This is a genomic window from Streptomyces sp. NPDC102441 (assembly GCF_044765585.1).
GTDB lineage: Bacteria > Actinomycetota > Actinomycetes > Streptomycetales > Streptomycetaceae > Streptomyces.
This window is the reverse complement of the sequence record NZ_JBIWKH010000009.1, coordinates 257,051-281,885: the sequence shown is the minus strand read 5'-3', so window position 1 is coordinate 281,885 and position 24,835 is coordinate 257,051. Positions and strand designations below refer to the sequence as shown.

Below are 24,835 nucleotides of genomic sequence, written 5' to 3'. Positions count from 1 at the left end.
CGGTGGGGCCCGCCCCTAAGCGCGGGTCCCACCGCTGTTCTCTGCTGCCCGAGGGCGCTACTCGACGTTGACCTTGAACGTGCTGGTCGTGTTGCGGATGTCCTCCGCGTTGCCGCTCATCCGCAGGTCACGGAAGGTGACTTCACCGACCGCGGGCCCCTGTCCGGGTTCGGGCATCTCGTTCGCCCAGATACCGAAGCCCGACCTGGCGTCGAAATCGTCCCCGCTCTTCTTGGAGTTGGTGATGGAGATGTCGGTGAAGACCGTGTCCTTGACCGGGAACTGCGGTTGGCCCCCCACGTAGTTGGTCTGGAACATCACGCCGCCGTAGGTGGAGTCCTCGATGTCGACGTCGTTGACCCTGATCCCCTGGAAGACCTTGGAGGCGGAGAAGGCCCAGATGGCCGGGAAGACCTGCGAGCCCCAGAAGTGGCCACCCGTACGTTCCAGGGACACGTTCTCGACGGTCGTGGGATCGGTCCCGAAGCCGTTCATCGGATACCCGAAGTCCAGCGAGGAGATGGTGATGCCGGAGTACACCAGGGTGTCGGCGATGCGGATGTTACGGAAGGTGTTGTTGTAGCCGCCGTAGACGGCCAGGCCTGCCGCTCGCCAGGTCAGCGTCGCGGTGAGGTTCTCGTAGACGTTGTTCTTCATGTCCGCTCCCCCGGCGTCTATCGCCGAGAAGAGCGCGAAACTGTCGTCGCCGGTCGCCCGGGCGTCGTTGTTGACCACGTGGTTGTCCGTGGAGCCGTTGGTCATGTTGATGCCGTCGGCGAACATGTTGCGGATCCGGGAGTTCTTGATGGTCATGTTGTCCGTGTTGGCGCCCCAGTAGAGGCACACCATGTGCTCGACCCAGATGTTGTCGATCGTGATGTCGGACACGCTGGAGAAGTCGAAGACCTTACCCGGGCCGTCGATGCGGGATGTGTAGTTGCCGAGGTAGGCGAACCCGGCGAACGAGGAACCCTTGGCGCTCGCGTCGGCCCGGAATCCGATGTCCGTGTTCTGCTGCGAGGAGGGTGCGTGGAAGCGGGTGAACCACGGGCCGGCCCCGACGATCTTCACCGCCTTGCCGTAGACCTGGAACTTGCTGGAGGTCTCGTAGTCCCCGGCGGGCAGGAACACTCCGACGAGTGAGCCCGTGCTGTCCATGCGGACCTTGTCGATGGCGTTCTGCACGTCCTGATGCGAGAAGCCCGCCGGGACGGTGTAGGCGGCCGGGTCCGGGTTCGAGGCCGCGGTCACCTGCTCGGTGTTGACGAAGTCGATGGCGTAACTGGAGCTGTTGCCGGCGTCCTTCTGGAGCCGGATCCTGGAGCCGGCCGGAATCGTCCTACCGAGCTGCAGGCCGGCTTCGTCGTAGATGTGCCGCGGTGCGCCCTCGCCGGGTGAGTTGCCGGGTGAGGCCTCGTTGCCGTAGAGCCAGGCGTACTTCGCGGTGAGGTCGACCGCCTTGAGGAACTGTCCGTCCACGTACACGTTCAGTGTCGTGTCGGCGCCGTCGGGGATCGAGAAGCGGGTGACGAGGGTGTTGGTCTCCGCGCGGGTGGTCCATTCGACGTACTGGCCTGTTCCGGTGAGCGTCACCGCCTTGCGGCCGCTGGCCTCACCGGCGATGTCGCCGACGGTCCGGTTCGGGCCCACCGCCTTGGCGCCGCCGCCGAGCACACCGTCCTCGGCCTCGTACATGTCGTAGGGCATACTCGCCCCGCGTCCGACGAACAGTGAGCGCGACGTGGTGTTGTTGGCCCGCTTGACCGGCAGTTCGTTGGTGTCGTCGGCTATGACCGTCCTGACGGTGTACTTGCCGTCGCCCGCCTTCCACGAACCGAGGCTGACCGGAGCGGCGATCTCCCCCGCGGCGATGACGCCGCTGTGGGAACCGCTGAGTGTCTTCACCGTGTCGCCCTTGGCGTCCTGGATCAGCAGGGTCACGTCGTGGGCGCCGGATGCCGAATCGGTCGTTCCCTGGTTCTTGATCGCCACCGAGAACTTGACGTCGTCACCGGCCGAGGGGCTGGAGGGGGCCCAGGACACCGGCGCGGCGAGCAGGTCGGAACTGGAGACCGGCTTGATGACCAGGGCGGCGGGCCGGGTGAAGACGTTGTTCGCCTCGTTCTGCTCGATGACCTTGTTCGACGGGTCCACCTCGGCACCGACCGGGTAGCTCCCCTCGCTCTGCGCCCCGACGCTCGCCGTGACGTTCTCGGACTCGCCGGGAGCGATGGCGGGAACGTCCGCGGAGGCGGCCTTCTTGCCGCCGAGCGTGAAGTCCACGGTCGTAGGCGTGGTCGGCTTGCTGCCGCTGTTGGTGACTGCCGCGGTGAGACTGACGGCGTCGGACTCGACCGGCGCGGTGGGCGCGTGGGTGATGCCGGTGACCTCGAGGTCCGGATTGGCGGCCGGGGTGCCGATGACCTGGACTTCGGCCACCTGCGCGCCGGGAGCACCGGTGTTCTTGGTGAACTTGAGCTGGATGTCGGCGGCGGAACCGGTGACCGGGATGGTCACCTTGTTGTCGCTGTCGGGTGAGAAGGAGTAGTCCTTCGACGCCACGAGGCTCTCGTAGGCCGTCCCGCTCTGACCCCGGCCGAGCACCTGGATGGCCTGGGTCCGCGGGGACCAGGCGGCGTCGGGGCTGAGCTTCACGACGACCTGGCTGATGTCGGCGTCGGCACCGAGCCCGGTGGTCAGGGTGGCCGGGTAGGCGCCGCCCACGCTTTCCCAGTAGGTGCTGGTGGAGCCGTCGTTGGCGTTGGCCGCGACGTAGGTGGAGTTGTCCGAGGACGCCTCGATGGGCTTGCCCTGGGCGAGGTCGGAGCCGGGTCCGCTGGTCGCGCCCGGCCGGGTGACGCTGTTGCTCGGCGCCGATTCGTTGCCGGCGGCGTCCTTCGCCTTCACGTAGTAGATGACCGTGGAGGCCGTCGACGGCTTGTGGGTGAACGCCGTGACATCGCCCCCGACGGACTCGACGAGCTTGTCGTTCGCGTAGACGTCGTAGCCGCTGACCTTGACGTTGTCGTCGGACGCCTGCCAGGTGAGCCTGACGTCCTCACCGCCGGGCTGCGTGTAGGCGAGGTTGCCCGGGGCTGTCGGTGCCTGGGTGTCGCCGCCGGAACCCTTGCGGGTGACACTGTTGCTGTTGGAGGAGACGTTGCCCGCGGCGTCCTTGGCGCGGACGTAGTAGGTGACGTCGCTGCCGGCGGGCTGGGTGTCGGTGTATGTCGGAGCGCCGGCGGGGATGCTTGCCCGCAGCCGGCCGTTGGCGTAGACGTCGTAGCCGGTGACGCCTGTGTCGTCGCTCGCCGCGTTCCAGATGAGCTTGATCTTCCCGGTGGCGGGTTCGGTGTAGCCCAGACCGGAGGGGGCGGTGGGGGCCTGGGTGTCGCCGGTCGCCGGTCCGTAGACCTCCAGTTCGGACAGCTGGCCGGCGGGCCAGCCAGTGTTGGCGGTGATCAGTACGCGTACGTACCGCGCCGTGGTGGTGTCGAAGCTGATGTTCGCCGACTGCTGGTTTCCGCTGTCGAAGGTGTACGCCTTCGACGCCGTCAGGTCGGTGAAGTTCTGGTTGTCGGTCGAGCTCTGGATCTTGAGAGTCTGACTGCGGCTCGGCCATCCGCCGGGCAGGCGCAGCGTCACCTGGTTCACCTTGGCGGAGGAGCCGAGGTCCACCTGCACCCACTGGGGGAATGCGTCGTTCTTGCTTTCCCAGTATGTGTCGCGACTGCCGTCACCGGCGTTGGCCGCGCCGTACACGTCGGCGTGTCCGCTATCGCTGTAGGGCTTGTCCTGGGCGAGGTTGGGGGTGGAGGCGGTGGTGGTGAGCACCTGGAGCTCGGCGAGTTGCGCGGTGCCGCCGGCCGAGTTGTCGCTGAAGTCGGCGCGGACGTAGCGGGCGAGGGTCGCGGGGAGGGTGATCTTCACCGTGTTGCCGTTGCCAGGGCTGAATGTGTACTGCGCCGATGACTTGAGCGTGGTGAAGCTCTTGCCGTCTGCGCTGCCCTGGAGTGCGAACGTCTGCTTGCGGGTCTGCCAGTGGGCGGGCAGACGTAACACGATCTGCCGGACACGCTTGGCCTGTCCAAGATCGGTCTGCACCCACTGCGCCGACTTCTTGCCGGCCTGCCAGTAGGTACGGGCGTCCCCGTCGCTCACGTTGCCGGCGGAGTGTGCACCGAGGGTGCTGCCGGCTCTCGCCGGGGTGTCGGCGGCGGTGTTCGGACCGGCGTGCGCGTCAAGGGCCGGCAGCCCCAGGACCATGACCGTGGAAGCCAGCGCGGCGGTAGCGGTGCGCTGTTTCCAGCGGCCGGCTTTGGATGGGGGCATGCGGAGTCCTCCCAGCGAAGGCTCACGTACCGAGGCAGTACGCGAGTGCGGCTCGTTACGGGCTGAACGGTGGCGCTCTGCTGCGGGCGGGGGCCGAGAAACGGCCCCGCGACACCACTGCGGCCATGCGCGCCTCACACCATCACGGCGCGCTCAGGTTTTTGCAGCGTTCGATGGCAATATTGCAGATGCTTCGTCGAGTCGTCCATGGCTGTGACGGACCTTCTCAGAAACGCGCAAGTGCGCCTGCTTGCGCAGCATCTGCGGATGCCGCTGAGCCGCACTCGGCCGGCGAGTGCGGCTCAGCGCCCGGAAGCGGGCGGCCTGGACCGGCGAGGAGGCAGACACCCACCGCCCCGCTCACCGCCCGGTCCTCATGCGGTCGGGCCTGGCCCGAGGGTCAGGCCCGAAGCCAGACCGCGGTGTCCCGGGGCAGTTGTCCCTCCTCGTCGAGCGGTCCGCTGCTCAGGAGGCGGGTGCGGTGCGCCGGCAGGCCGACCGCTCCGGCGGAGAGGTTGACCAGGCACATGAGGCCGTCCGTCCGTGCGAAGGACAGCACACCCTCGGGGGCGGGGAGCCAGGTCAGGGGGCCGTCGCCGAAGCCGGTCCCGGAGCGCCTCAGGCGCAGGGCCTCGCGGTAGAGAGCGAGCATCGAGTCCGGGTCCGTGGCCTGCCGGTCGGCGGCGTGGACCGGCCAGTCGTCGGGCTGCGGCAGCCAGGGCTCCGTCCCGGAACCGAACCCGCTGTACGGCTCGTCGGCCGCCCAGGGCATCGGTACCCGGCAGCCGTCGCGGCCCGGGTCGGTGCCGCCCGAGCGGTAGTGCATGGGGTCCTGGATGCGGTCGTGCGGAATATCCGCCTCGGGGAGGCCCAGTTCCTCGCCTTGATAGACGTAGACAGAGCCCGGCAGCGCAAGGGTCAGCAGCGCGGCCGCCCGGGCCCGCCGGGTGCCGAGTTCCAGATCGGTCGGGGTGCCGAACGTCTTCGTGGCGAAGTCGAAGCCGGTGTCCTCACGCCCGTACCGGGTCACCGTCCGGGTCACGTCGTGGTTGCACAGGACCCAGGTGGCGGGCGCGCCGACCGGGGCGTGCTCGGCCAGCGTGTCGTCGATGGCACGGTGCAGGCGGCCGGCGTCCCACGGGCAGGTGAGGAAGTTGAAGTTGAACGCGGTGTGCAGTTCGTCCGGGCGGAGATAGCGGGCGAAGCGCTCGGCATCAGGCAGCCAGACCTCACCCACGAACACGGCCCCGTACTCGTCCGCGATCGCCCGCCATGAACGGTAGATGTCGTGCAGGTCGTCCTGGTCGATGTACGGGTGGGGGTCGACGCCCTCCACGAAGTCCGGCAGACCCGGGGCTTTGGCGGGCAGGGCCGCGGAGTCGATGCGTACGCCCGCGACGCCCCGTTCGAACCAGAAGCGCAGCACGTCCTCGTGCTCCCGGCGGACCTCGGGGTTCGCCCAGTTGAGGTCGGGCTGCTCCGGGGTGAACAGGTGCAGATACCACTCCCCGTCGGGAACCCGGGTCCATGTGGTTCCGGAGAACTGCGAGGGCCAGTCGTTGGGCGGCAGTTCGCCGTCCGGTCCCCGGCCGGGCCGGAAGTGGAAGCGCTCCCGCTCCGCGCTGCCGGGTCCGGCCGCGAGGGCTGCCTGGAACCAGGCGTGCTGGTCGGAGACATGGTTGGGCACGACGTCGACGATGGTGCGGATGCCGAGGTTCCGGGCCTCGGCGATCAGCTTCTCCGCCTCGGCCAGGGTGCCGAAGGCGGGATCGATGGTGCGGTAGTCGGCCACGTCGTAGCCGCCGTCGATCAGGGGCGACGCGTACCAGGGGGTGAACCAGACCGCGTCTACGCCCAGCTGGGCAAGGTATGGCAGCTTCGCCCGGACCCCCGCGAGGTCTCCGGTACCGTCTCCGTCCCCGTCTGCGAAACTGCGCGGATATATCTGGTAGATGGCGGCGTCGCGCCACCAGTCGTCGGTGCGGGGCGGGAGGGGGGCTGCCACGTTGTGGTCCTTTCGGGCAGGGTGGGTCTTCGCCGCAGGCACGGAAGGCGGGGCGTCGGCGTGCCGGCGGCGAAGTCTGGGGAGGGTGCGGAGAGGCGGCCGTCGGGTACGGCCCGCTGGGCTCAGCCCTTGAGTCCGCCTGCGGTCAGGCCGCTCATGATGTTGCGCTGGAAGACCAGGAAGATCAGCAGGGTGGGCAGCGAGGCGATCGTGAGGGCGGCGATCAGCACGTTCACGGGTACGCCGTTCGACAGGGAGTAGATGCCGACGTTGAGGGTCTGCTTCGCAGGGTCGGGCAGGGTCAGCATCGGCCAGAGGAAGTCCTTCCAGACCCCGACGATCGCGAAGATGGACACCACTCCGAGGATCGGCCGGGAGATCGGCAGGACGATCGAGCGGAGTGTGCGCATCGGGCTCGCACCGTCCATGGAAGCGGCGTCCAGGAGTTCCTGCGGTATCGAGTCGAAGAACCGCTTCAACAGGAAGATGTTGAAGGCGTTGGTCACCGACGGCAGCCAGATCGCCCAGGGCGTGTTGAGCAGGTTGCGCTCCACGATCGGGACGTCGAGCACGGTGAGGTACTGGGGCACGACGAGCACCGTCGCCGGGATCATCAGGGTCGCCAGCATCATGCCCAGGATCGCCTTGCCGAAGACGGGGCGGAGCTTGGACAGCGAGTAGGCCGCGGCGACGTCCAGGACGAGCTGGAAGGCCAGGGCGCCGAACGCGTAGTAAAGGGTGTTGAACAGCAGCTTGGCCAGGTCCATGACCTCCCAGGCCCGGCTGTAGTTGTCGGGCTCGATGGAGCCGGGCACCAGGGTCGGCGGGGTCTGGATGACCTCCTGGGCGCCCTTGAAGCCACTGGACACCAGCCAGTACAGCGGGCCGAGGAACACGAGGGTGAAGCCCCCGACGACCACGGCGAAGGCCACCCAGTAGACCGCTTTTCCGCGGGGCCTGGCGAGCTGGGCCGGTGATATGAGCGTGCGTGTGGACATGTCGGATCTCCGGTCCTACTCGTTCTCGGAACGGCTGAGCTTCACGTACGCCGCCGAGAATCCGGCGAGGAGTACGAGCAGGAGCAGGCCGAGGGCCGCGGCGGCGCCGTAGTTGTTGAAGTTGAAGGCGTACTGGTAGATGAGGTAGACGACCGTGGTGGTGGAGCCCTCCGGGCCGGCTCCACCGGTGAGCAGGAAGGGTTCGACGAACACCTGCATGGTGGCGATGATCTGCATGAGCAGCATCAGGGAGAGGATGAGGCGCGTCTGCGGGATGGTGACGTGCCAGATCTTGCGGAGCACACCCGCGCCGTCGAGTTCGGCCGCCTCGTACAGCTCGCCGGGTATGCCCTGGAGCGCGGCGAGATAGATCAGCGCCGCACCGCCCATGTTCATCCAGGTGGAGGCCACGACCACCGACAGCAGAGAGGTGTCGGGGTCCTGCAGCCACTGCTGCGCGGGCAGGCCGAAGAAGCCGAACACCTCGTTGAGCAGGCCGTAGCCGGGGTCGTAGAGGTACTTGAAGAGCAGGACGGAGGCGACGGGGGGCAGCATCACGGGGAGGTAGACGAGCAGCCTGAGGTATCCCTTGCCGTGCCGGAACTCGTTGATGACGATGGCGACGACGAAGGGCACGGCAAAGCCCAGGACGAGGGCCAGGGCCGTGTAGAGCAGGGTGTTGCGCCACGCCTGCCAGAAGGCCGGGTCGTTGACCACGGTGGTCAGGTTGTCCAGCCCCACCCAGGTGACGGCCCCGCCGTCGGTCTTCTGGAAGGCCAGGAGGAACTCACGGACCATCGGATACCAGGAGAACAACGCGAAACAGACCAGTGCGCCGATGAGGAAGCCATGGGCGGTGAGGTTGCGTCGCAGGCTCCTGGCGAAGCCGGTGCCGGGCTGTACGGGGCCCGCCGGGTGAGGCGGGGTGTGGCGGGTGCTGGCCGCCTTGCTCTGGGTCAGGCCGGGGGCCGACATCGATGCTCCTTGGTACGGGCTGCTGTTGTCGTTCCCGCTCGCGCGGTGCGCCGGTGCGGGTCCGTGCAGGGTGCCGGTGCCTCATGGCGGGGACGGACAGTTCCGTCCGTCCCTGCCATGACGGCGGTCACTGCGTGGCGAGGACCTGGTTGACCTGGTTCTCGGCGGTGTCGAGGAGCTTGTCGACATCGGCGTCCTTGTTGGTGAGGATGCTCGACATGACGTTGTCGAGGACCTTGTAGACCTCCTGCGCCTTCGGCGGCTCGGCCTTGCCGGCGACGGGGCTGTCCATGAAGGACTTGAAGTTCTCCACGGGCATGGTGGCGTGCTCGACCCTGGAGGCGTCGTCCTTGGTCTTGGACCCGTTCAGCCAGAAGTTGGGCTGCGGGATACCGACGGGCAGCTTGTCGGCCTTGGTGCGGGCCCAGTCGAACTGCCCCTTGCCGACGGTGAGGTTCTTGAAGTTCAGCCAGGCGATGCCGGCCTTGACCTTGTCGCCGGAAATGCCCTTCTTGACCATGTAGTTGTTACCGCCGGCCAGGGTGTTCTTCCCGCCCGGGATCGGCCCCATACCGAAGTTCTCGTACTCCGCGCCGAGTTGCTGCACCATGTAGGCGATGTCGTCGGGGGCGGCGAGGAACATACCGAGCTTGTCGGTGGCGATCTGCTTCTGCAGGTCACCCCACTTGAGCAGCTGGGTCTTGCCCATGCTGTCGTCCTCCCAGCGCATGGCGTGGAGGTTCTTCGCGACCTGCTTGCCGGTCTCGTCGTTGAAGGCGGCCTTCTTGCCGCTCGCGTCGACGACGTCACCGCCGAGGCTGTACATCTGCGCGGTGAAGTGCCAGCCGCCGGTGTTGCCCGCGCTGTACTCACCGAATCCGGCGACGCCCTTGCCGAGACCGGCGATCTTCCCGGCGGCGGTCCGGACCTCCTCCCAGGTACGCGGCGGAGCGTCGGGGTCGAGGCCGGCCTGCTTGAAGAGCTTGCGGTTGATCAGCAGGCCCATCGTGTAGTTGCTGGTGGGCAGGCCGTAGAGCTTGCCGTCCTGTTTGAGGGAGTTGAGGACGTTCGGGTCGATGTCCTGCAGGGCGGGAACGGTCTTGTCGCTGACGTACGCCGTGATGTCCTGGGCGCCGTCGTTGTCCAGGACCTGGGGCAGGTCGGTGAAGTAGGTGTAGAACACGTCGGGCTGGGACTTGGCCTTGAGCATGGCGGTGAAGCGCGGCGGCTCCAGACACTGCCCCGGCGTGGAGCGGCCCTCGATGGTGACGTTGGGGTACGTCTTGTTGAACTCCTTGACGTCCTCCTTCCACTCCTTCAGCTCGGCCGCCTTCGCCGTCGGCGGCATGCAGTCGATCGTGAGCGTGACCTTGGTCTTCGGGTCGAGCGGTGCCGCGGGGTCCGAGGAACCGCTGCTCCCGGATCCGTTGTCATCGTCGTTGCTGCTGCTCGTTCCGCAGGCAGCCAGGGCGGTGAGCGCGAGCGCGGAAACGAGAGTCATGGCGCCGACACTGCGGGCACGACGCATCTGGGCACTTCTCATGGGTGGACCCCTTCGGGCATGAACGTGGAAGGCGCCCCACCGCCGATGCGTTGTGGGGCGCCGCTCACTCAACCACCGTGACCAGACGAGCGCAATATCTCTTTCTAACTTCGTAATTGTTTGACAGTCCCATGGGAAGCGAGCACAAGCAGACTCTCGTGCCCTCGCCTGCGGCCTATGCCGTGGCGGCCTCGACCCCTCGCGGTGAAGCCATGACGGACCGCAGGCCGGCGGCCCGGGCCGTGGAGGCGCGGACGACGAGTTCGGGTTCGAAGAGCAGTTCCGCGTGGGGCACGGCGCTGCCCTGGATCTGCGCCACCAGGAGTTCCACCGCGGCACGCCCCATGGCCTCGATCGGCTGGCGCACGGTGGTCAGTGGCGGTTCGGTGCACGTCATGAAAGCGGAGTCGTCATACCCCACCACCGACACGTCCTCGGGCACCCGCAGCCCGCGTCGGCGCGCGGCCCGCACGGCACCCAGGGCCAGGGGGTCGCTCGCGCAGACGATTCCCGTCACTCCCCTGTCCAGCAGTCGCGACGCGACCGCCTGCCCGCCCTCCAGCGAGAAGGTGGACCGCTCCACGAACTCCTCGGCCAGCGCCCCGCCGGCGGCCTGCCGCGCGGCACGCAGACGGCGGCGTGAAGGAATGTGATCGGCGGGACCGAGCACCAGTCCGATCCGGTCGTGCCCCAGCGACACCAGGTGCCGCCAGGCCTGTTCCACCGCCACTTCGTCGTCACAGGCCACGCAGGGGAAGTCGAGGTCCTCGATCGCGGCGTTCATCAGGACCACCGGGATGTTGCGCTCGGCGAGGAGCCGGTAGTGCTCGTGCGGGGCGTCGGCCTGGGCGAAGAAGCCTCCGGCGAAGACGACGCCGGAGACCTGCTGCTCCAGCAGCAGGTCGACGTAGTCCGCCTCGGAGACCCCTCCCCTGGTCTGGGTGCACAGCACCGGGGTGAGCCCCTGTTGCGCCAGGGCACCGCCGATCACCTCGGCGAACGCCGGGAAGATCGGGTTCTGCAGCTCCGGCAGGACGAGACCGACCAGCCGGGCGCGCTCCCCCCGCAGCTGGGTCGGACGCTCGTAGCCCAGCACGTCCAGAGCGGTCAGGACCGTCTGCCGGGTCGTCTGCGAGACCCCAGGCTTACCGTTGAGCACCCGGCTGACCGTGGCTTCGCTGACCCCGACCTTCTTAGCTACCTGAGCAAGTCGTCGCGTCATACACGCAAGAGTATCGCAAGGACCGCAAGAGCTTGCGTTCCCGTGTGCCCTCGCAGTCAACCGAGGGGCGGCCGGGCTCGCCGGCCGCCCCTCGACAAGGACCGGTCAGTCGCGCGGCCCCTTCCGCTGCGGCGCCGCAGACGCCGACTTCGCCGTACCGTTGATCACGAACTGGGAGCCGGGCTCGATCAGGACGTCACCCTGCGCCGAGCCGGTGACGGTCACGTCGGTCAGATCCGCGCTGCCGCGCGCCCCGCCCATCGCGAGAATCCCGGATCCGTTGAGCGACTTGTCGATGGTCACGTTCTCGATCGCGACGCCGGGCACCGTGCCACCGCCGGTCTTGAACTGGATGCCGTCGTAGGTCGAGTCATGGATGTCGGTGTCACGGATGGTGACACCCGGGATGTCAGGCCCCTGGGCGAACAGTGTGATCGCGCCGAACTCCTGGTCCTCGTTCCAGAACGCGCCGCCCGTGCGGTAGAGGCCGTTGTTGGCTATGAGGGTCTTGCCGGAGAAGGGCAGCGGGTCGTGGTCCGTGGCCAGCATGATCCCCGGGTAGTTCATGGTGTCGGAGATCAGGTTGTTCTCGATGGTGTTGCCGTGACCGCCGTAGACCGCGATGCCGTTCGCGCGCCAGGGCAGCTGAATCGTGTTGTTGCGGAAGTGGTTGTCGTGGCCGATGTCCACCGAGGTGTCCTTGACGTACTTGTTGGACCAGACGGCGAGCGAGTCGTCGCCCGTGTTACGGAAGGACGAGTTGGACACGGTCGAGTTGCGCGTGCCGTTGGAGAAGTTGACCCCGTCGGCGTAGGTGTTGCGGATCCGTACACCGTCGAACTCGACCCCGTCGCCGGGGCCCCACAGCTCGGGGATGTTCGAGTAGTCACGGCCGACCCAGGCCGCGACGTTGGCGTGCTCGATCCACACGTTGCTGATCTTGGTGTCCTTGCCGAGGCGGCCGTTCAGTGCGACACCGCCCTCCGCGTTGCCGTCACCGCCGCGGATGGTCCCGGATCCGAAGATGGCGATGTCGGAGATCTTGGTGTTGTCGTCGATGTCGAAGCCGAAGTTGCCCTCGTGAGGGTGGTTGATGCCGCCGGCATCCTGGGGCTGGATGAGCGAGTAGAGCTGGGAGTGCCACATGCCGGCTCCGCGGATGGTGACGTCCCGGATGCCCACCTGGTTGTACTGACCGCGGTCCTGCGGGTCGTCGGTGAGGATCTTCTTCTCCTGGCGCCACTGGCCGGCGGGTATCCACACGCAGGGGATCTCGCCCTCCTGGTCCGCCGTGACGGCGCGCTGGATGGCGTCGGCGTCGTCGAGCCCGTCGTTGGGGACGGCACCGTAGGTGGTGATCGAGACGCACTGGTCCGGCTTGGCCGCGGGGGCCGCGACCTGCTCCAGGTCGATCAGGTCGACGATGTAGAAGGCCGCGTCGTCACCGGCGTCGCGCTGGAGACGGAACGTGGTGCCGACCGGGTAGGTCTCGGTGAGCAGGGCGTGCGACTCGTCGAACAGCCGCCGGGCGTCGCCACCCGGCCGGTTGGTCAGGCCCTCCGGGTCGTCGGTCGATCCGTACAGCCAGCTGTGCTTGGAAGAGAGGTCCAGCTTGCGGACGAACTCCCCGTCGGCGTAGAGGCTGAGGGTCGCGTCCTGGCCGCCGCCGCTCGCCGCGTCCGGGATCGAGTTGCGTACGACGATGGAGTTGGAGGGCGTGGTGGACGTGAACTCCACGTACTCACCGGTCGAGTTCAGCCGGACGGACTCGCGGCCGGAGGACTCGGTGGCGAAGTTGGTGTGGCCGAAGGTCCGCTTGGCGTCCGTCTTCAGCAGCGTGCCGTCGTAGCGCGCGTCCTCCGCCTCGTACTCGGTGTAGGGCACGGCTGCGCCACGTCCCACGACCAGGGAGCGGGCGAAGGTGTTGTTGTCCTCGTTGGTCTCGTCGACGACACTCGTCGCGTCGGCGGTCGCGGTGAGCGTGGCGCCACCGCTGGTGGCGGTCCATCGGCCGCTGACGGCCACCGTGGCCGAACCCCCGGCGGGGATGCTGCCCGTGGTGCCGTTCAGGGTGGTACCGCCGACCGTGAGCCGGGTGACCGATCCGGACGGCACCGCGCTGATGCCCCGGTTGTGCACGGCCACGGTGAAGGTGACCTCGGCGCCCGGGGACGGGGAGGCCGGGCTGGCCGTGATGCCCGTGACCTCCAGGTCGGGTCCCGGGGCCTGTCCGACGACCAGCTCGGTGGCGGCGTTACGGCTGTTGTTGCTGTTGTCGAGTTCGGCGACGGTGTCGGCCGGGTCGACCACCGCGGACACGGTGTAGCTGCCCGCGGCCCGCTTGCCGGCCTCGACCGGTACCTTCACCGACGCACCGGGGGCGAGAACACCCACGGTGCCGCTGCCGGCGACTTCGCCTTCCAGGCTGACATCCACCGTGGTGGCGGATGCGGCGGCGGTCCCGGTGTTGCGTACGGTCGCCTCGACGGCGATGTCGTCCTTCTCGGACACGGGGCCGGACGGCCAGGTCAGATCGGTGACCATCAGGTCGGGAGCCGGAGCGGCCTCGCCGACGACCTCGAACTCGGCGACCTGTCCCCCGCCCGCTCCGGTGTTGCCGGAGAACTGCAGACGGACGTCCGCGGCGCGGCCGGTGACCGGGATGGTCACGGTGTTCTTGTTCTCCGACGGGCTGAAGATGTGATCGGCCCGCGCTGCCAGCGAGGTGAAGCCGGACTCACCGGCCTTCCGTCCCAGTACCTGGATGCTCTGGGTGCGGCTGCTCCAGGCGGCGTCGGGGTTCAGCTTGATGACGACGCCGGTGACGTCGGCGTCGGCTCCGAGCTTCGCGGTCAGCGTCGAACTCTGGCCGCCTGCCTCCCAGTAGGTGGAGGTGCTGCCGTCGTTGGCGTTGCCCGCGACGTAGTCCTGTGTGGTCGAAGACGCCTCGATCGGCTTGCGCAGGGCCAGGTTGGTGCCCGCCTGCGGGACTCCGGGCTCGTCCTCGCCCGGCTCGCCGTGGACCTCCACCTCGGAGAGCTGTGCGGCGTTCCAGCCGGTGTTGCCACTCACCTGCACACGCAGATACCGGGCCTCGCCCGCGATGTCGAGCGTCACGGCGTTGCCGGACGACGGGGAGAAGGACTTCGCCGAACTCGCGGCGAGGTTGGTGAAGTCCCTGCCGTCGGTACTGCCCTGCACGCTGACGGTCTCGGTGCGCGGCTCCCATGAAGCGGGGAGCTTCAGCACCATGTCGTCGACATCGGCGGTGCTGCCGAGATCGACCTGCACCCACTGCGGGAACGAACCTGCGGGGCCTTCCCAGTACGAGGCCTGGACGCCGTCGGTGACGTTGACGGCCGCGTACGAGCCGTTCCCTCCACTGGTGGTCGCCGGTCTCCCGAGCGCCAGGTTCGGCCCCGCTTCTGCCGCGTGGGCTGCCTGGGGCAGCAGCCCGACCGTCAGCAGCCCTCCGGTCACCAGGCCGGCGAACAACCGCCGCGCATGTTGTCTTCCTGTCATGAGGCCCTCTTCTTTTTTCGTACCTGAGCGACCAGCACTCGCTCTGCCGCTCGTTCCGACAGCGGTGCGGGGACCGGTGCGCCACGTGGACACTTAGCCGTACTTGGGCGGATATGGGCACTACTTGATGAACCTGACACCCAACTATCGGGAAGTTGAGTGATTCCGTTCGCCTTTTGCAGGCAGCAGGGCACAGGTTTCTAGTACATGACAGGTTTGTCAACGGCTTGGTGACTGCCACTTTTCGGACAGCACAGAAGCGCCCCCGCGCGGCCCGCACTCGGGTGCGGGCCGCGCGGGGGCGTCATTCCTGCTTCACGCACTCGCTCCAGGGAGACGAGCGGACCTTCCGCTCCCTGTCAGGGGGTCGAAGCGGAGACCACATAGACGACGGGAGCCGCCGGATCGGTCATGTTGACGGTGATGTCCTGGGTGGGACGCGGGTCCTTGTTCTTGTGAACCGTGCCCGCCCAGTCGACGCCAGGACCGAAGTACCAGCCGGTGATCTTGATGTCCCGCTCGGCGATGGTGACCTTGCCGGTCTCCAGCGCGGCGCGGCCGGTGCCGATCCCGCTCAGGAAGCGGTCCAGCCCGGCGGAGGTCGTACGGAACTTCACATACATCCGGCTGGCTTTCCAGTTGTTCGTCTCGTAGTACTGAACCCCCATCGCGTTGCCCGGGATGGGCAGTTCGAAGATCCGGCGCTGCATGCCGGAGGGCCAGTCCTCGCGCAGGCCCTGGGCGGCCGCCTCGGCCTCCTTGTCCTTGCCCGAGCGGCGGCTCTGCCCTGCGGAGATCACCAGGTAGCCGGCCGGGATACCGATGAGCAGCACGATGATGGTCAGCGTGATCAGACGCCGCCTGACGACCCTGCGCCGGTCCTCCGGAGGCATCCCGCCGCCGCCCCCGGAGGCCCCTGAGGAACCCGAGGAGCCGGAGCCGGAGGATCCCGAAGACCCCGAGGAGCCGGACGCCCCGGAGGAGCCGGACGTAGGGGGCTGGCGCGGCACGACGTGGTGCTCGGCTGCGGTCATGTTCGGTGATCCCTCGAAGCTGCGGTACGGAGCGGAGTGCCGGGTGCCGCGGGCGCGGCACGGCCTTCACTCGCCGGGGCGGGTGCTGCGCGTGTTCCGGATGGTGCTCGCGGCCTGGTCGTAGAACTGCGCGTACCGCTCGTAGCGCTCGACCCGGCGGCGGTTGGTCCGCCGGAACCTCCGGGCTACCAGCCGGGCGAGATCCGCGGCGCCGACCATACCCGCCTCGGGGCCGAGCTGGGCCTTCGCGATCCGGGCCTCCGGGCGGTAGCCGCGGCCGGTGAGGTGACGCTTGAAGGCGTCCCTGGCCGGGCCGATCAGCAGGTCGTCGGCGGCGCTGACGCCGCCGCCGATGACGAAGCAGGACGGGTCCAGGGCCGCCGCGAGATTGGCGATGCCGACGCCGAGCCACTGACCGATGTCCTGGAGGAGCTCCACGCACATCGCGTCGCCCTCACGGGCCAGCTCGGTGATGAGCGGGCCGGTGATGTCGGGGATGTTGCCCTTGACCCGCTCGATGATGCCGTGCGCCACCGGGGAGTCCGCCGCGGCCAGCTCCCTGGCCTCCCGCACGAGGGCGTTGCCCGAGCTGTACTGCTCCCAGCAGCCACGGTTGCCGCACGGGCAGCGGTGCCCGCCGGGCACCACCTGCATATGGCCGAACTCACCCGCGACGCCGTACTTGCCGCGCTTGACGTGCCCGTCCTCCAGGATCGCGCCGCCGATGCCGGTGCCCAGCGTGATCATGACCAGGTGGTCCTCGCCGCGGCCGGCGCCGAAGCGCCATTCCGCCCAGGCCGCCGCGTTGGCGTCGTTGTCGACCATCACGGGGACCACCAGCCGGGAGGCGATGGCGTCGCGGAGGGGTTCGTCGCGCCACGCGAGGTGCGGGGCGAACAGCACCTTGGAGCGGTCCGCGTCGACCCAGCCCGCCGCACCGATCCCGACGGCGTGCACATCGTGCCGGTCGGAGAGGTCCAGGACCAGTTCGACGATGGTGTCCTCGACGACCCTGGGGCTCTTGGACTTGTCCGGCGTCTCGGTGCGCAGGGTCTCCAGGATGTTGCCGTCGGCGTCGACGACTCCGGCCATCACCTTCGTCCCGCCGATGTCGATACCGACCGTGGGAACCCGGGGCGCCGTGAGGTGCGAGCGCCGCTCCTTCGTGCCGACGGTCCGCAGGACGGTGGCGCGGGCGGAGCCGCGGTGTGTGAAGTCGCGGTACGTGCTCATCGTCCCTGCGCAGGTCGGGGTGCCGGTCGGTGGTCAGTCCGGCGGCGGACGGCGCCCGCCGTACACGATTCTGCCATTCCCCCGGCACCGGAAGTGGTCTCCGGGCCGGGGGCGGGGGTGCGGAACATGCTTTTACGGGCTGTCGTCACCGGCCGGGCGGCCGCCGAGGCCGTCCGGCGAGGGGGCTCGTTCGAGCTCGTGGCTGAGCTCGTCGAGCTCGCTCCCACCGGCCATCTGGCGGGTCAGTTCGTCCAGTGTGACCTCGTTCTTGTTGTGGCTTCCGGACATCACGCCCCGCTTGAGCAGCACGAACCGGTCACCCACGAGGTACGCGTGGTGAGGGTTGTGCGTGATGAGGACCACGCCGAGCCCGGCGTCCCTGGCCGCCGCGACGTACTTGAGTACGACCCCCGACTGCTTGACTCCGAGCGCCGCCGTCGGCTCGTCCAGGACGAGGACCTTCGCTCCGAAGTACACGGCACGGGCGATGGCCACGCACTGGCGTTCACCGCCTGACAGCGTGCCGATGGGTTGATCGACGTCACGCAGGTCGATGCCCATGCGCAGCAGCTCCGCCCGGGTCGTCTCACGCATCCGCCGCACGTCGAGGCGCTTGAACGGTCCGGATCCCTTCGTCGGCTCGGAGCCGAGGAAGAAGTTGCGCCAGACCGGCATCAGCGGGACGACGGCGAGGTCCTGGTAGACCGTGGCGATCCCGCGGTCCAGGGCGTCGCGCGGGTTGGCGAGGGTGGTCGCCTCGCCCTCGATCAGGAACGTCCCCGAGTCGTGCCGGTGCAGCCCCGCGATGATCTTGATGAGGGTGGACTTGCCGGCGCCGTTGTCGCCGAGTACGCAGGAGATCTCCCCCGCGCGCACCTCAAGCGAGACATCTTCCAGGGCCTTGATGTTGCCGTAGTACTTGCTGACGTCGTCGAGCTCGACGAGCGCCGGGGCGGCCTGGCCGTCCCGGGGGGCCGGAGCCTGGGTGGCCGTCATTTCGTCGCCTCCGCACGCTTGCGTACCCAATGGTTGAGCAGGGTGGCCAGGAGCAGCATCGCTCCCAGGAAGAACTTGAACCAGTCGGGGTCCCATTCCGCGTACACGATGCCCTTGCTGGTCATGCCGAAGATGAGCGCGCCGATCGCGGACCCGATCGCGGAGCCGTAGCCACCGGTGATCAGACAGCCGCCGATGACCGCCGCGATGATGTAGGTCAGCTCGTTTCCGACGCCTTCGCCCGACTGGACCACGTCGTAGGAGAAGAGCAGGTGCTGCCCGGAGACCCAGGCGGCGAAGGCGACACCGAGGTAGAGCCCGATCCGCGTACGGATCACCGGGACACCCACCGCGCGTGCGGCGTCGGACTCGCCGCCGACGGCGAAGATCCAGTTGCCGAAGCGGGTGCGGATCAGGATCCAGGTGCCGATCGCGACGAGCGCCGCCCACCACAGGATGGTGACCTTCAGCTCGACGTCGCCGATCGTGAGGTAGGACGCGAAGACCTTACGGGCGGAGTCGAAGCCCTCCATGTTCCCGATGGCCTTGGTCGACACGGTGCCGCTGATCAGCTTGGTGAAGCCGAGGTTCAGGCCGGTCAGCATCAGGAACGTGCCGAGCGTGATGATGAAGCTCGGGAGCTTGGTGCGGGTCAGCATGAAGCCGTTGAACGCGCCGAAGCCCAGGGTCACCAGCAGCGACACGAAGACGCCGACCCAGACGTTGGCGGTCATCTGGTAGCTGAACATCGAGGAGATCAGCGCGGAGCTGGTCACCATCACACCGGCGGAGAGGTCGAACTCGCCGCCGATCATCAGCAGCGCCACGGGCGCCGCCATGATCCCGATGGTGGACGCCGCGTACAGCACCGTGCCGAGGCTGGAGGCCTGCAGGAAGCTGTCCGCGACGATCGCGAAGAAGAGGAAGACGGCCACGGCCCCGACGACCGAGCCGAGCTCGGGCCGGCCGAGGAGCTTGCGCAGCGGGGAGGTGCGCAGCAGGCGTTCGTCGGTGGGGGGCGCCGCCGGTTGCCCGGTCGCTGTCATCGGGTCCCCCGGTTCGTGTACTCCGCCAGCGCGTCGGCGTCGTCGCGGGTGATGACCTGCGGGCCGGTCAGGACGGGCAGGCCGCCGCCGAGGACGTTCTGGTTGTAGCGGTAGAGCCAGAGCAGGTCGACGGCCTCGTACCCCTGGAGGTAGGGCTGCTGGTCGACCGCGAAGCCGAGCGACTTGTTCTGGAGGCCTGTCGCGACGCTCGCGTTCAGGTCGAAGGTGTCGATCTCGGCCTTGCTGCCCGCGGTCTGCTTCGCCTTGACGGCCGCGGCGGCGAACGGGGCGCCGAGGGTGACGACCGCGTCGATGCTCTTGTCGGAGTCGAGCTTGGCCTCGATGGACGCCTGTACGTCGGGCATGTTGGTGCCGTCGACGTAGAGGTTCTGCATCGTTCCGTCGAAGGTCTTCTTCGCCCCGGCGCAGCGCTGCTCGTGGCCGACGTTGCCCTGTTCGTGCAGGACGCAGAGCACCTTCTTACGGCCCCGCTCGTCGAGCTCGTCGCCGACGGCCTCGCCCGCGATGGACTCGTCCTGGCCGATGTGGGTGAGCGCGCCGAAGGCCTTGGACTCGGCGGAGCCCGAGTTCACCGTGATCACGGGGATGCCCGCCTTGACCGCCTTGGCCACGACCGCCTTCATCGAGTCGGGCTTGGCCAGCGAGACGATCAGGCCGTCGACCTTCTTGTCGATCGCGGTCTGGACGAGCTCTGCCTGCTGCTGGCCCTCGTCGTTGTGCGAGTACAGGAAGTTGATGTTGTCCTTGTCGGCCGCCTGCTTGGCACCCTTCTGGACGATGTCCCAGAAGGTGTCGCCATCACCCGAGTGGGTGACCATGGCGAACGTCCAGCGGGGCGTGCTCACCGCGGACCGGCCTTCGGCGGCCTGAGCGGCGCGCTCCTCCGCCCGCTTGCCGCCGGTGCTGCTGCATCCCGCGAGGGAGGCTGCCAGTACCGCTGCCAGCACGGCGCCCATCGCGCGTACCCCTGTCCGAACCCTTGCCACGACGTCGTGCCCTTCTTGTGCTGCTCGCTGTGCTGCCTGGTGAAGCCGGGGAGGGCGGACTCGCCGCCCGGCGGGCCAAGTATCCCCGAGCCCGGACCGGTGTGGCCCAGCAGGGGCGCGGGCCGCGCCCTCCCGTCGTTCTAGCGACCTAGCATGACCTCGTCAACGGTTTTGTCCGAACATTCTTACCGGAGACCTGCGGTCCGGAGATTTCAGGACCGGACCAGCAGCTGGAACTCGAAGGCGTACCGCGAGGCCCGGTAGACGTGCGAGCCGAATTCGACCGCCCGGCCGCCGTCGTCGAAGGTGGTGCGCTCCATCGTCAGCAGCGGCGCACCGGCGGCCTCCGCGAGCAGTTCGCCCTCCTCGGCGGTGGCCGCGCGGGCTCCCACGGTCTGCCGGGCGCTGTGCAGGGTGATCCCCGAGCCGCGCATCATCCGGTACAGACCGGTCGACTCAAGCCGCTCGGTGGAGAGCTCGAGCAGACGCGGCGGCAGGTGGTTGCGCAGGAGCGCCATGGGCTCGTCGTGGGCGTAGCGCACGCGCTCGACGAGATGGACCTCGCTGCCCTCCTCGACACCGAGCGCGGCGGCGACCTCGGGCGTCGCCGGCTCGACGTCGTTGCGCAGGACCCGGGTCGCCGGCTTCCGGCCGGCCGTCTCCAGATCGTCGTAGAGGCTGCTCAGTTCGAGCGGGCGCTTGATCCGGCTGTGCACGACCTGGGTGCCGATTCCCCGCCGGCGCACCATGAGCCCTTTGTCGACGAGCGACTGGATGGCCTGGCGGACGGTGGGACGGGACAGCCCGAGGCGCCCGGCGAGCTCCAGTTCGTTGCCGAGGAGGCTGCCGGGTGCGAGCCGTCCCTGCGCGACGGCCTCTTCCAGCTGCTGGGCCAGTTGGTGGTAGAGCGGGACGGGACTGGTGCGGTCCACACCCAGCCCCAGGGCGGCGGAGTCGGCGGCGGGTTTGGGCACGGCAGGGAGCGTACCCCGTACGGTCGCGCCGCACCCTTCGATTTGTCAGGACATATAGTTGACAGTGCGCCCGGTGGGCGGCACGTTGGGTCCATGCGCATCGGACTCATCGGCACGGGCCGGATCGGTTCCTTCCACGCGGGCGTCCTGGCACGCCACCCCGCCGTCGCCTCCCTCGTGGTGGCGGATCCCGACGCCGCTCGCGCCGCCGAGGTCGCGGCACGGACAGGGGCGACCCCCGTCGCGTCCGCCGAGGAGATCTTCGGCGCGGGGGTGGACGCGGTCGTGATCACCTCGGCCACCTCGGCTCACGCGGATCTCATCGGCCGGGCGGCACGCGCCGGTCTGCCCGCCTTCTGCGAGAAGCCGATCGCGCTCGACCTGGCGGGAACCCTGCGTGCGCTGCGCGAGGTCGAGCGGGCGGGCAGTGTGCTCCAGCTCGGTTTCATGCGCCGGTTCGACGCGGGCTACGCGGCGGCGCGCACCGCCGTGCGCGGCGGGGCCCTCGGCCGGCTGCACACCGTACGGGCGACGACCTCCGACCCCGCTCCCCCGCCCGCCGCGTATCTCCCGCTCTCCGGCGGCCTGTTCAGGGACTGTCTGGTGCACGACTTCGACATCCTGCGCTGGGTGACGGGCCGTGAGGTGACCGAGGTGTACGCCGCCGGTTCCGACGCGGGTCCGCCGATGTTCCGGGAGGCCGGCGATGTGGACACGGCGGCGGCACTGCTGACCCTGGACGACGGCACGCTCGCCACGGCGACCGCGACCCGGTGCAACGGCGCCGGTTACGACGTACGGATGGAACTGGCGGGCGAGCGGGACCAGATCGCGGTCGGCCTCGACGACCGTACGCCGCTCACGTCGGCCGAGCCGCAGGGTCCTCCCGCGCCCGCCAAGCCGTGGCCGGGCTTCCTGGAGCGGTTCGCCCCTGCGTACGAGGCCGAACTGGACGCGTTCCTCGGCGTCGTACGCGGGGAGCTGGCGAACCCGTGCGACGGCCGGGAGGCGCTGCACGCGCTGCGCATCGCCGAGGCGTGCGAACTGTCGCGCGGGCAGCACCGTCCCGTACGGATGACGGAGATCGCCGAGGCTTAGCCCCGGGGACCCCCGCTACCAGGCCACCGGCAGGCTCAGCGGGCCTCGTATGAGCAGGCCCGTACGCCAGGACAGACGGGCCGGATCCGTGTCGAGCCGCAGCCCCGGGCAGCGTTCGAGGAGCGACCGGATCGCTATGCGGGCCTCGATGCGGGCCAGTGGCGCCCCCAGGCAGTAGTGGATGCCGTGCCCGAAGGCGACGTGACCACGGGCGTCGCGCGTGATGTCGAAGCGGCCGGCGTCCGGGTAGCGGGCGGGATCGCGGTCGCAGTCGGCCATCGCGACGAGGACGAGCTCGCCGGCGCCTGGGATCACCGTGCCCGAGACGTCGAGCGGCTCGGTGGTGAAGCGCTACGTGGGGGTCTCGACGGGCCCCTCATAGCGGAGGGTCTCCTCGACAGCGTTCTCCATGAGGCCGAAGTCCGCTCGCAGCGCCGCGAGTTGACTCGGGTGCGTCAGCAGGCTCAGGACACCGTTGGAGATGAGATTGACGGTGGTCTCATGGCCGGCGACCAGCAGCAGCCAGGCCATGCCCATGAGCTCGTCGGCGGAGAGCTGATCACCGTCGTCGTCCGAGGTGTGGACCAACGCGCTCATCAGGTCGTCCCCGGGGGCCGCGCGCTTCTCCACGATCAGCCCGGCGAGGTACGTGGTCATGTCGGCCTTGGCCCGGCCACGCGCCTCCGCGTCGAGGGACGAGACGGCGGTGTCGGACCATGCGCGGAACGCCTGCCGGTCCGCGGCAGGCACACCCAGCAGTTCACAGATGACGGCCATCGGCAGCGGAACAGACAGCGCCTCGACCAGGTCGGCGCTCCGTACGGGCCCGCCGGTCATGGAGTCGAGGAGTCGGTCCGTCATCTCCTGGACGCGTGGGGCGAGCCGTTCCATGCGGCGTGGGGTGAACTCCCGGGCCACGAGCCTGCGCAGCCGGGTGTGGGTCGGAGCGTCACTGCCCAGCATGGACGTGCCCGCGGACACCTTGCCGACGCCCAGCGAGGGCGACGCCTTGTTCCAGTCCTTGGAGAGCCGCTGGTCGGCGAGGAGGGCTCTTCCCGCCTCGTACCCGACGACGAGCCAGGCCTCCGCGCCCTCCGGAATGCGGACCCTGTGCACGGGCCCGCGGGCCCGTAACCGGGCGTAGACGGGATACGGGTCGCGGATGAAGTCGTCGCCGAGTGCGCCGAGGTCGAGCAGGGCACGGGTGGTCAACGCGTTTCCCTTCAGGCCGGGCGGGCGGAGAGAACGGTCCCCTGCGCGACCGCGCACAGGGTCTCCGCCCCTTCGTCGTCCACGGTGTACAGATCGCAGCGCACGACGGCCTGCCTGCGGCCGGTGTGGACCACCTCGGCGCGGGCGCTCAGGGTGCGGCCGCTCGCGGGGCGGAGGTACTGGATGGAGAAACCGCCGGTCAGGACGGCCGCACCGAGCGTCGTCCCGGCGGCGAAGGTCAGCGCGTTGTCGGCCGCGTAGGACAGCACTCCGCCGTGCAGGAACCCGTTCTGCTGGGTGAGCTCCTCGCGTACGCCGATCTCGAGGATGGCCGCGCCGTCCCCGAACGCCGTGATCCTCGCGCCGACGAGCCCGCTGAACGGCTGGCTGTCGAGTACCTGCTGTGCGGTGTCCAGGGAGAGTCCGGTCATGGACGCCATCTCACCTCACCAGCGCACCGGGAAGTGACGGACGCCCCGGAGCAGCAGCCCGGGCAGCCAGTCGGGCTCCCCGGCATCCGGGTCGCGGACGAGTCCGGGGCAGCGCTCCAGCAGGGCGTGGATGGCGATACGGCCCTCCATCCGGGCGAGCGGGGCGCCCAGGCAGAAGTGGATGCCGTGTCCGAAGGCCAGGTGTCCCTGCGCCTCGCGCCGTATGTCGAAGGTGTCCGGATCCGGATAGCGGTCCGGGTCCCGGTCCCCGGAGCCCAGGGCGACCAGCACCGCCTCGCCCTTCGGTATGACGACCGTGCCGACCGTGACGGGTTCGCGGGTGAAGCGGAAGGTCGCCGTCTGGACGGGGCCGTCGTAGCGGAGCATCTCCTCGACCGCGCCGTCGATCAGCTCCGGCCGGGCGCGCAGCAGGGCCAGCTGCTCGGGGTGGTCGAGCAGCGCTCGTACACCGTTGGAGATCAGGTTCACGGTCGTCTCGTGTCCGGCGACCAGGAGCACGAAGGCCATGCCGACCAGTTCGTCCGGCGACAGGCGGTCACCGTCGTCGTCGTGTGCCTGGATCAGGGCGCTCATGAGGTCGTCGCCCGGGGCGCGGCGTTTGGCCTCGATCAGCTGGTCGAGGTAGGCGCCCATGGCGTGGACCGCCTCGCTCTCCTTCTCCGGCGAGACGGGCGTGACGATGGCGTTGGACATCAGGCGGAAGGCGTCCCGGTCGATGTCGGGCACGCCGAGGAGCTCGCAGATCACGGTCATCGGCAGCGGGAAGGCGAACGCGTCGATGAGGTCGGCGCTCCCGGCGGGCACCATCGCGTCGAGGAGGTCCCCGGTGATCTGCTCCACGCGCGGGCGCATCGCCTCGATCCGCCGGGCGGTGAACTCACGTGCGACGAGCTTGCGCAGCCGGGTGTGGTCCGGGGCGTCCATCTCCAGCATGTTGGCGTTGATCGGGTTGCTCGTCGCGGAGAAGAGTTCCGTCGTCCGCCAGTCCTTGCTGAAGCGCTGGTCCGCGAGGGCCGCGCGGGCCTCCTCGTAACCGACGATCATCCAGACCCGCTCGAACTCGTCGGTCCGGACCGGGTGCGCCGGCCCCTCGGCTCGCAGTTTCGCGTAGTACGGATACGGATTCGCGCTGAAGTCCGCCGCCCCGCGCAGATCGACCACTGACATCGTCCCGCCCCTCTTCCGG

The 24,835-nt window shown here is 68.9% G+C and carries 16 protein-coding genes and 1 pseudogene; 1 reads left to right on the top strand and 16 read right to left on the bottom strand.

Annotated features, from left to right (window positions below; translation table 11 throughout):
- Window positions 1-57: 57 nt before the first annotated feature.
- From ACIREO_RS21735 to ACIREO_RS21675, 13 genes are all read right to left on the bottom strand, one after another.
- Entirely contained in the window at window positions 58-4,332 is a 4,275-nt protein-coding gene (locus ACIREO_RS21735; protein ID WP_404112688.1) for a discoidin domain-containing protein, read from the bottom strand.
- Between the two features lie 400 nt (window positions 4,333-4,732).
- The gene (locus tag ACIREO_RS21730; protein WP_404112685.1) at window positions 4,733-6,337 is read right to left on the bottom strand and encodes a glycoside hydrolase family 13 protein; all 1,605 of its coding nucleotides are present in this window, start codon (window positions 6,335-6,337) and stop codon (window positions 4,733-4,735) included.
- A gap of 122 nt (window positions 6,338-6,459) precedes the next feature.
- Window positions 6,460-7,335, bottom strand: a complete 876-nt coding sequence (locus ACIREO_RS21725; protein WP_404112682.1) for a carbohydrate ABC transporter permease — start codon at window positions 7,333-7,335, stop codon at window positions 6,460-6,462.
- 15 nt (window positions 7,336-7,350) lie between these two features.
- The gene (locus tag ACIREO_RS21720) at window positions 7,351-8,310 is read right to left on the bottom strand and encodes a carbohydrate ABC transporter permease (RefSeq protein WP_404112680.1); all 960 of its coding nucleotides are present in this window, start codon (window positions 8,308-8,310) and stop codon (window positions 7,351-7,353) included.
- A gap of 127 nt (window positions 8,311-8,437) precedes the next feature.
- Window positions 8,438-9,853 carry an extracellular solute-binding protein gene (locus ACIREO_RS21715; protein WP_404112677.1) on the bottom strand — a complete coding sequence of 472 codons (1,416 nt, stop codon included), beginning with the start codon at window positions 9,851-9,853 and terminating at the stop codon, window positions 8,438-8,440.
- A 175-nt stretch (window positions 9,854-10,028) separates the two neighbouring features.
- Window positions 10,029-11,075: a LacI family DNA-binding transcriptional regulator gene (locus tag ACIREO_RS21710; protein ID WP_404112674.1), complete on the bottom strand. Its 1,047-nt coding sequence runs from the start codon at window positions 11,073-11,075 to the stop codon at window positions 10,029-10,031.
- Between the two features lie 105 nt (window positions 11,076-11,180).
- The gene (locus ACIREO_RS21705) at window positions 11,181-14,597 is read right to left on the bottom strand and encodes a CARDB domain-containing protein (protein ID WP_404112671.1); all 3,417 of its coding nucleotides are present in this window, start codon (window positions 14,595-14,597) and stop codon (window positions 11,181-11,183) included.
- A 359-nt stretch (window positions 14,598-14,956) separates the two neighbouring features.
- Window positions 14,957-15,490, bottom strand: a complete 534-nt coding sequence (locus ACIREO_RS21700; RefSeq protein ID WP_404112895.1) for a hypothetical protein — start codon at window positions 15,488-15,490, stop codon at window positions 14,957-14,959.
- Between the two features lie 207 nt (window positions 15,491-15,697).
- Window positions 15,698-16,864 (bottom strand): ROK family glucokinase, encoded by a 1,167-nt coding sequence (locus ACIREO_RS21695; RefSeq protein WP_404112668.1) that lies wholly within the window; start codon window positions 16,862-16,864, stop codon window positions 15,698-15,700.
- 132 nt (window positions 16,865-16,996) lie between these two features.
- Window positions 16,997-17,860: an ATP-binding cassette domain-containing protein gene (locus ACIREO_RS21690; RefSeq protein ID WP_404112665.1), complete on the bottom strand. Its 864-nt coding sequence runs from the start codon at window positions 17,858-17,860 to the stop codon at window positions 16,997-16,999.
- Window positions 17,857-18,906, bottom strand: a complete 1,050-nt coding sequence (locus ACIREO_RS21685) for an ABC transporter permease (RefSeq protein ID WP_404112662.1) — start codon at window positions 18,904-18,906, stop codon at window positions 17,857-17,859. Before ACIREO_RS21685 ends, ACIREO_RS21690 begins: the two co-directional genes overlap by 4 nt.
- Window positions 18,903-19,883, bottom strand: coding sequence for a substrate-binding domain-containing protein (locus ACIREO_RS21680; RefSeq protein WP_404112659.1), 981 nt, complete (start codon window positions 19,881-19,883; stop codon window positions 18,903-18,905). The genes ACIREO_RS21685 and ACIREO_RS21680 overlap by 4 nt, the downstream gene beginning before the upstream one ends.
- Window positions 19,884-20,125: 242 nt before the next feature.
- Window positions 20,126-20,887 carry a GntR family transcriptional regulator gene (locus tag ACIREO_RS21675; protein ID WP_404112656.1) on the bottom strand — a complete coding sequence of 254 codons (762 nt, stop codon included), beginning with the start codon at window positions 20,885-20,887 and terminating at the stop codon, window positions 20,126-20,128.
- 93 nt (window positions 20,888-20,980) lie between these two features.
- On the opposite strand from ACIREO_RS21675, the gene ACIREO_RS21670 reads away from it, so the two are divergent.
- Window positions 20,981-21,985, top strand: coding sequence for a Gfo/Idh/MocA family oxidoreductase (locus tag ACIREO_RS21670; RefSeq protein ID WP_404112653.1), 1,005 nt, complete (start codon window positions 20,981-20,983; stop codon window positions 21,983-21,985).
- 15 nt (window positions 21,986-22,000) lie between these two features.
- Here ACIREO_RS21670 and ACIREO_RS21665 read toward each other — a convergent pair.
- The 3 genes and pseudogenes from ACIREO_RS21665 to ACIREO_RS21655 form a co-directional block, all read right to left on the bottom strand.
- Window positions 22,001-23,197 (bottom strand): annotated as a pseudogene (locus ACIREO_RS21665) (cytochrome P450).
- A gap of 11 nt (window positions 23,198-23,208) precedes the next feature.
- The gene (locus ACIREO_RS21660; protein WP_404112650.1) at window positions 23,209-23,628 is read right to left on the bottom strand and encodes a PaaI family thioesterase; all 420 of its coding nucleotides are present in this window, start codon (window positions 23,626-23,628) and stop codon (window positions 23,209-23,211) included.
- A gap of 15 nt (window positions 23,629-23,643) precedes the next feature.
- A complete protein-coding gene (locus ACIREO_RS21655; protein WP_404112647.1) occupies window positions 23,644-24,816 on the bottom strand; it encodes a cytochrome P450 in 1,173 nt (390 codons plus the stop codon).
- Window positions 24,817-24,835 lie beyond the last annotated feature (19 nt).

Excerpts from the sequence above, each read along its gene's own strand:
- ACIREO_RS21705 (WP_404112671.1), bottom strand. The coding sequence starts at position 14,597 with ATGACAGGAAGACAACATGCGCGGCGGTTGTTCGCCGGCCTGGTGACC.
- ACIREO_RS21695 (WP_404112668.1), bottom strand. The coding sequence starts at position 16,864 with ATGAGCACGTACCGCGACTTCACACACCGCGGCTCCGCCCGCGCCACC.
- ACIREO_RS21700 (WP_404112895.1), bottom strand. The coding sequence starts at position 15,490 with ATGCCTCCGGAGGACCGGCGCAGGGTCGTCAGGCGGCGTCTGATCACG.
- ACIREO_RS21725 (WP_404112682.1), bottom strand. The coding sequence starts at position 7,335 with ATGTCCACACGCACGCTCATATCACCGGCCCAGCTCGCCAGGCCCCGC.
- ACIREO_RS21685 (WP_404112662.1), bottom strand. The coding sequence starts at position 18,906 with ATGACAGCGACCGGGCAACCGGCGGCGCCCCCCACCGACGAACGCCTG.
- ACIREO_RS21670 (WP_404112653.1), top strand. The coding sequence starts at position 20,981 with ATGCGCATCGGACTCATCGGCACGGGCCGGATCGGTTCCTTCCACGCG.
- ACIREO_RS21655 (WP_404112647.1), bottom strand. The coding sequence starts at position 24,816 with ATGTCAGTGGTCGATCTGCGCGGGGCGGCGGACTTCAGCGCGAATCCG.
- ACIREO_RS21680 (WP_404112659.1), bottom strand. The coding sequence starts at position 19,883 with ATGGGCGCCGTGCTGGCAGCGGTACTGGCAGCCTCCCTCGCGGGATGC.
- ACIREO_RS21720 (WP_404112680.1), bottom strand. The coding sequence starts at position 8,310 with ATGTCGGCCCCCGGCCTGACCCAGAGCAAGGCGGCCAGCACCCGCCAC.
- ACIREO_RS21735 (WP_404112688.1), bottom strand. The coding sequence starts at position 4,332 with ATGCCCCCATCCAAAGCCGGCCGCTGGAAACAGCGCACCGCTACCGCC.
- ACIREO_RS21690 (WP_404112665.1), bottom strand. The coding sequence starts at position 17,860 with ATGACGGCCACCCAGGCTCCGGCCCCCCGGGACGGCCAGGCCGCCCCG.
- ACIREO_RS21710 (WP_404112674.1), bottom strand. The coding sequence starts at position 11,075 with ATGACGCGACGACTTGCTCAGGTAGCTAAGAAGGTCGGGGTCAGCGAA.
- ACIREO_RS21660 (WP_404112650.1), bottom strand. The coding sequence starts at position 23,628 with ATGACCGGACTCTCCCTGGACACCGCACAGCAGGTACTCGACAGCCAG.
- ACIREO_RS21715 (WP_404112677.1), bottom strand. The coding sequence starts at position 9,853 with ATGAGAAGTGCCCAGATGCGTCGTGCCCGCAGTGTCGGCGCCATGACT.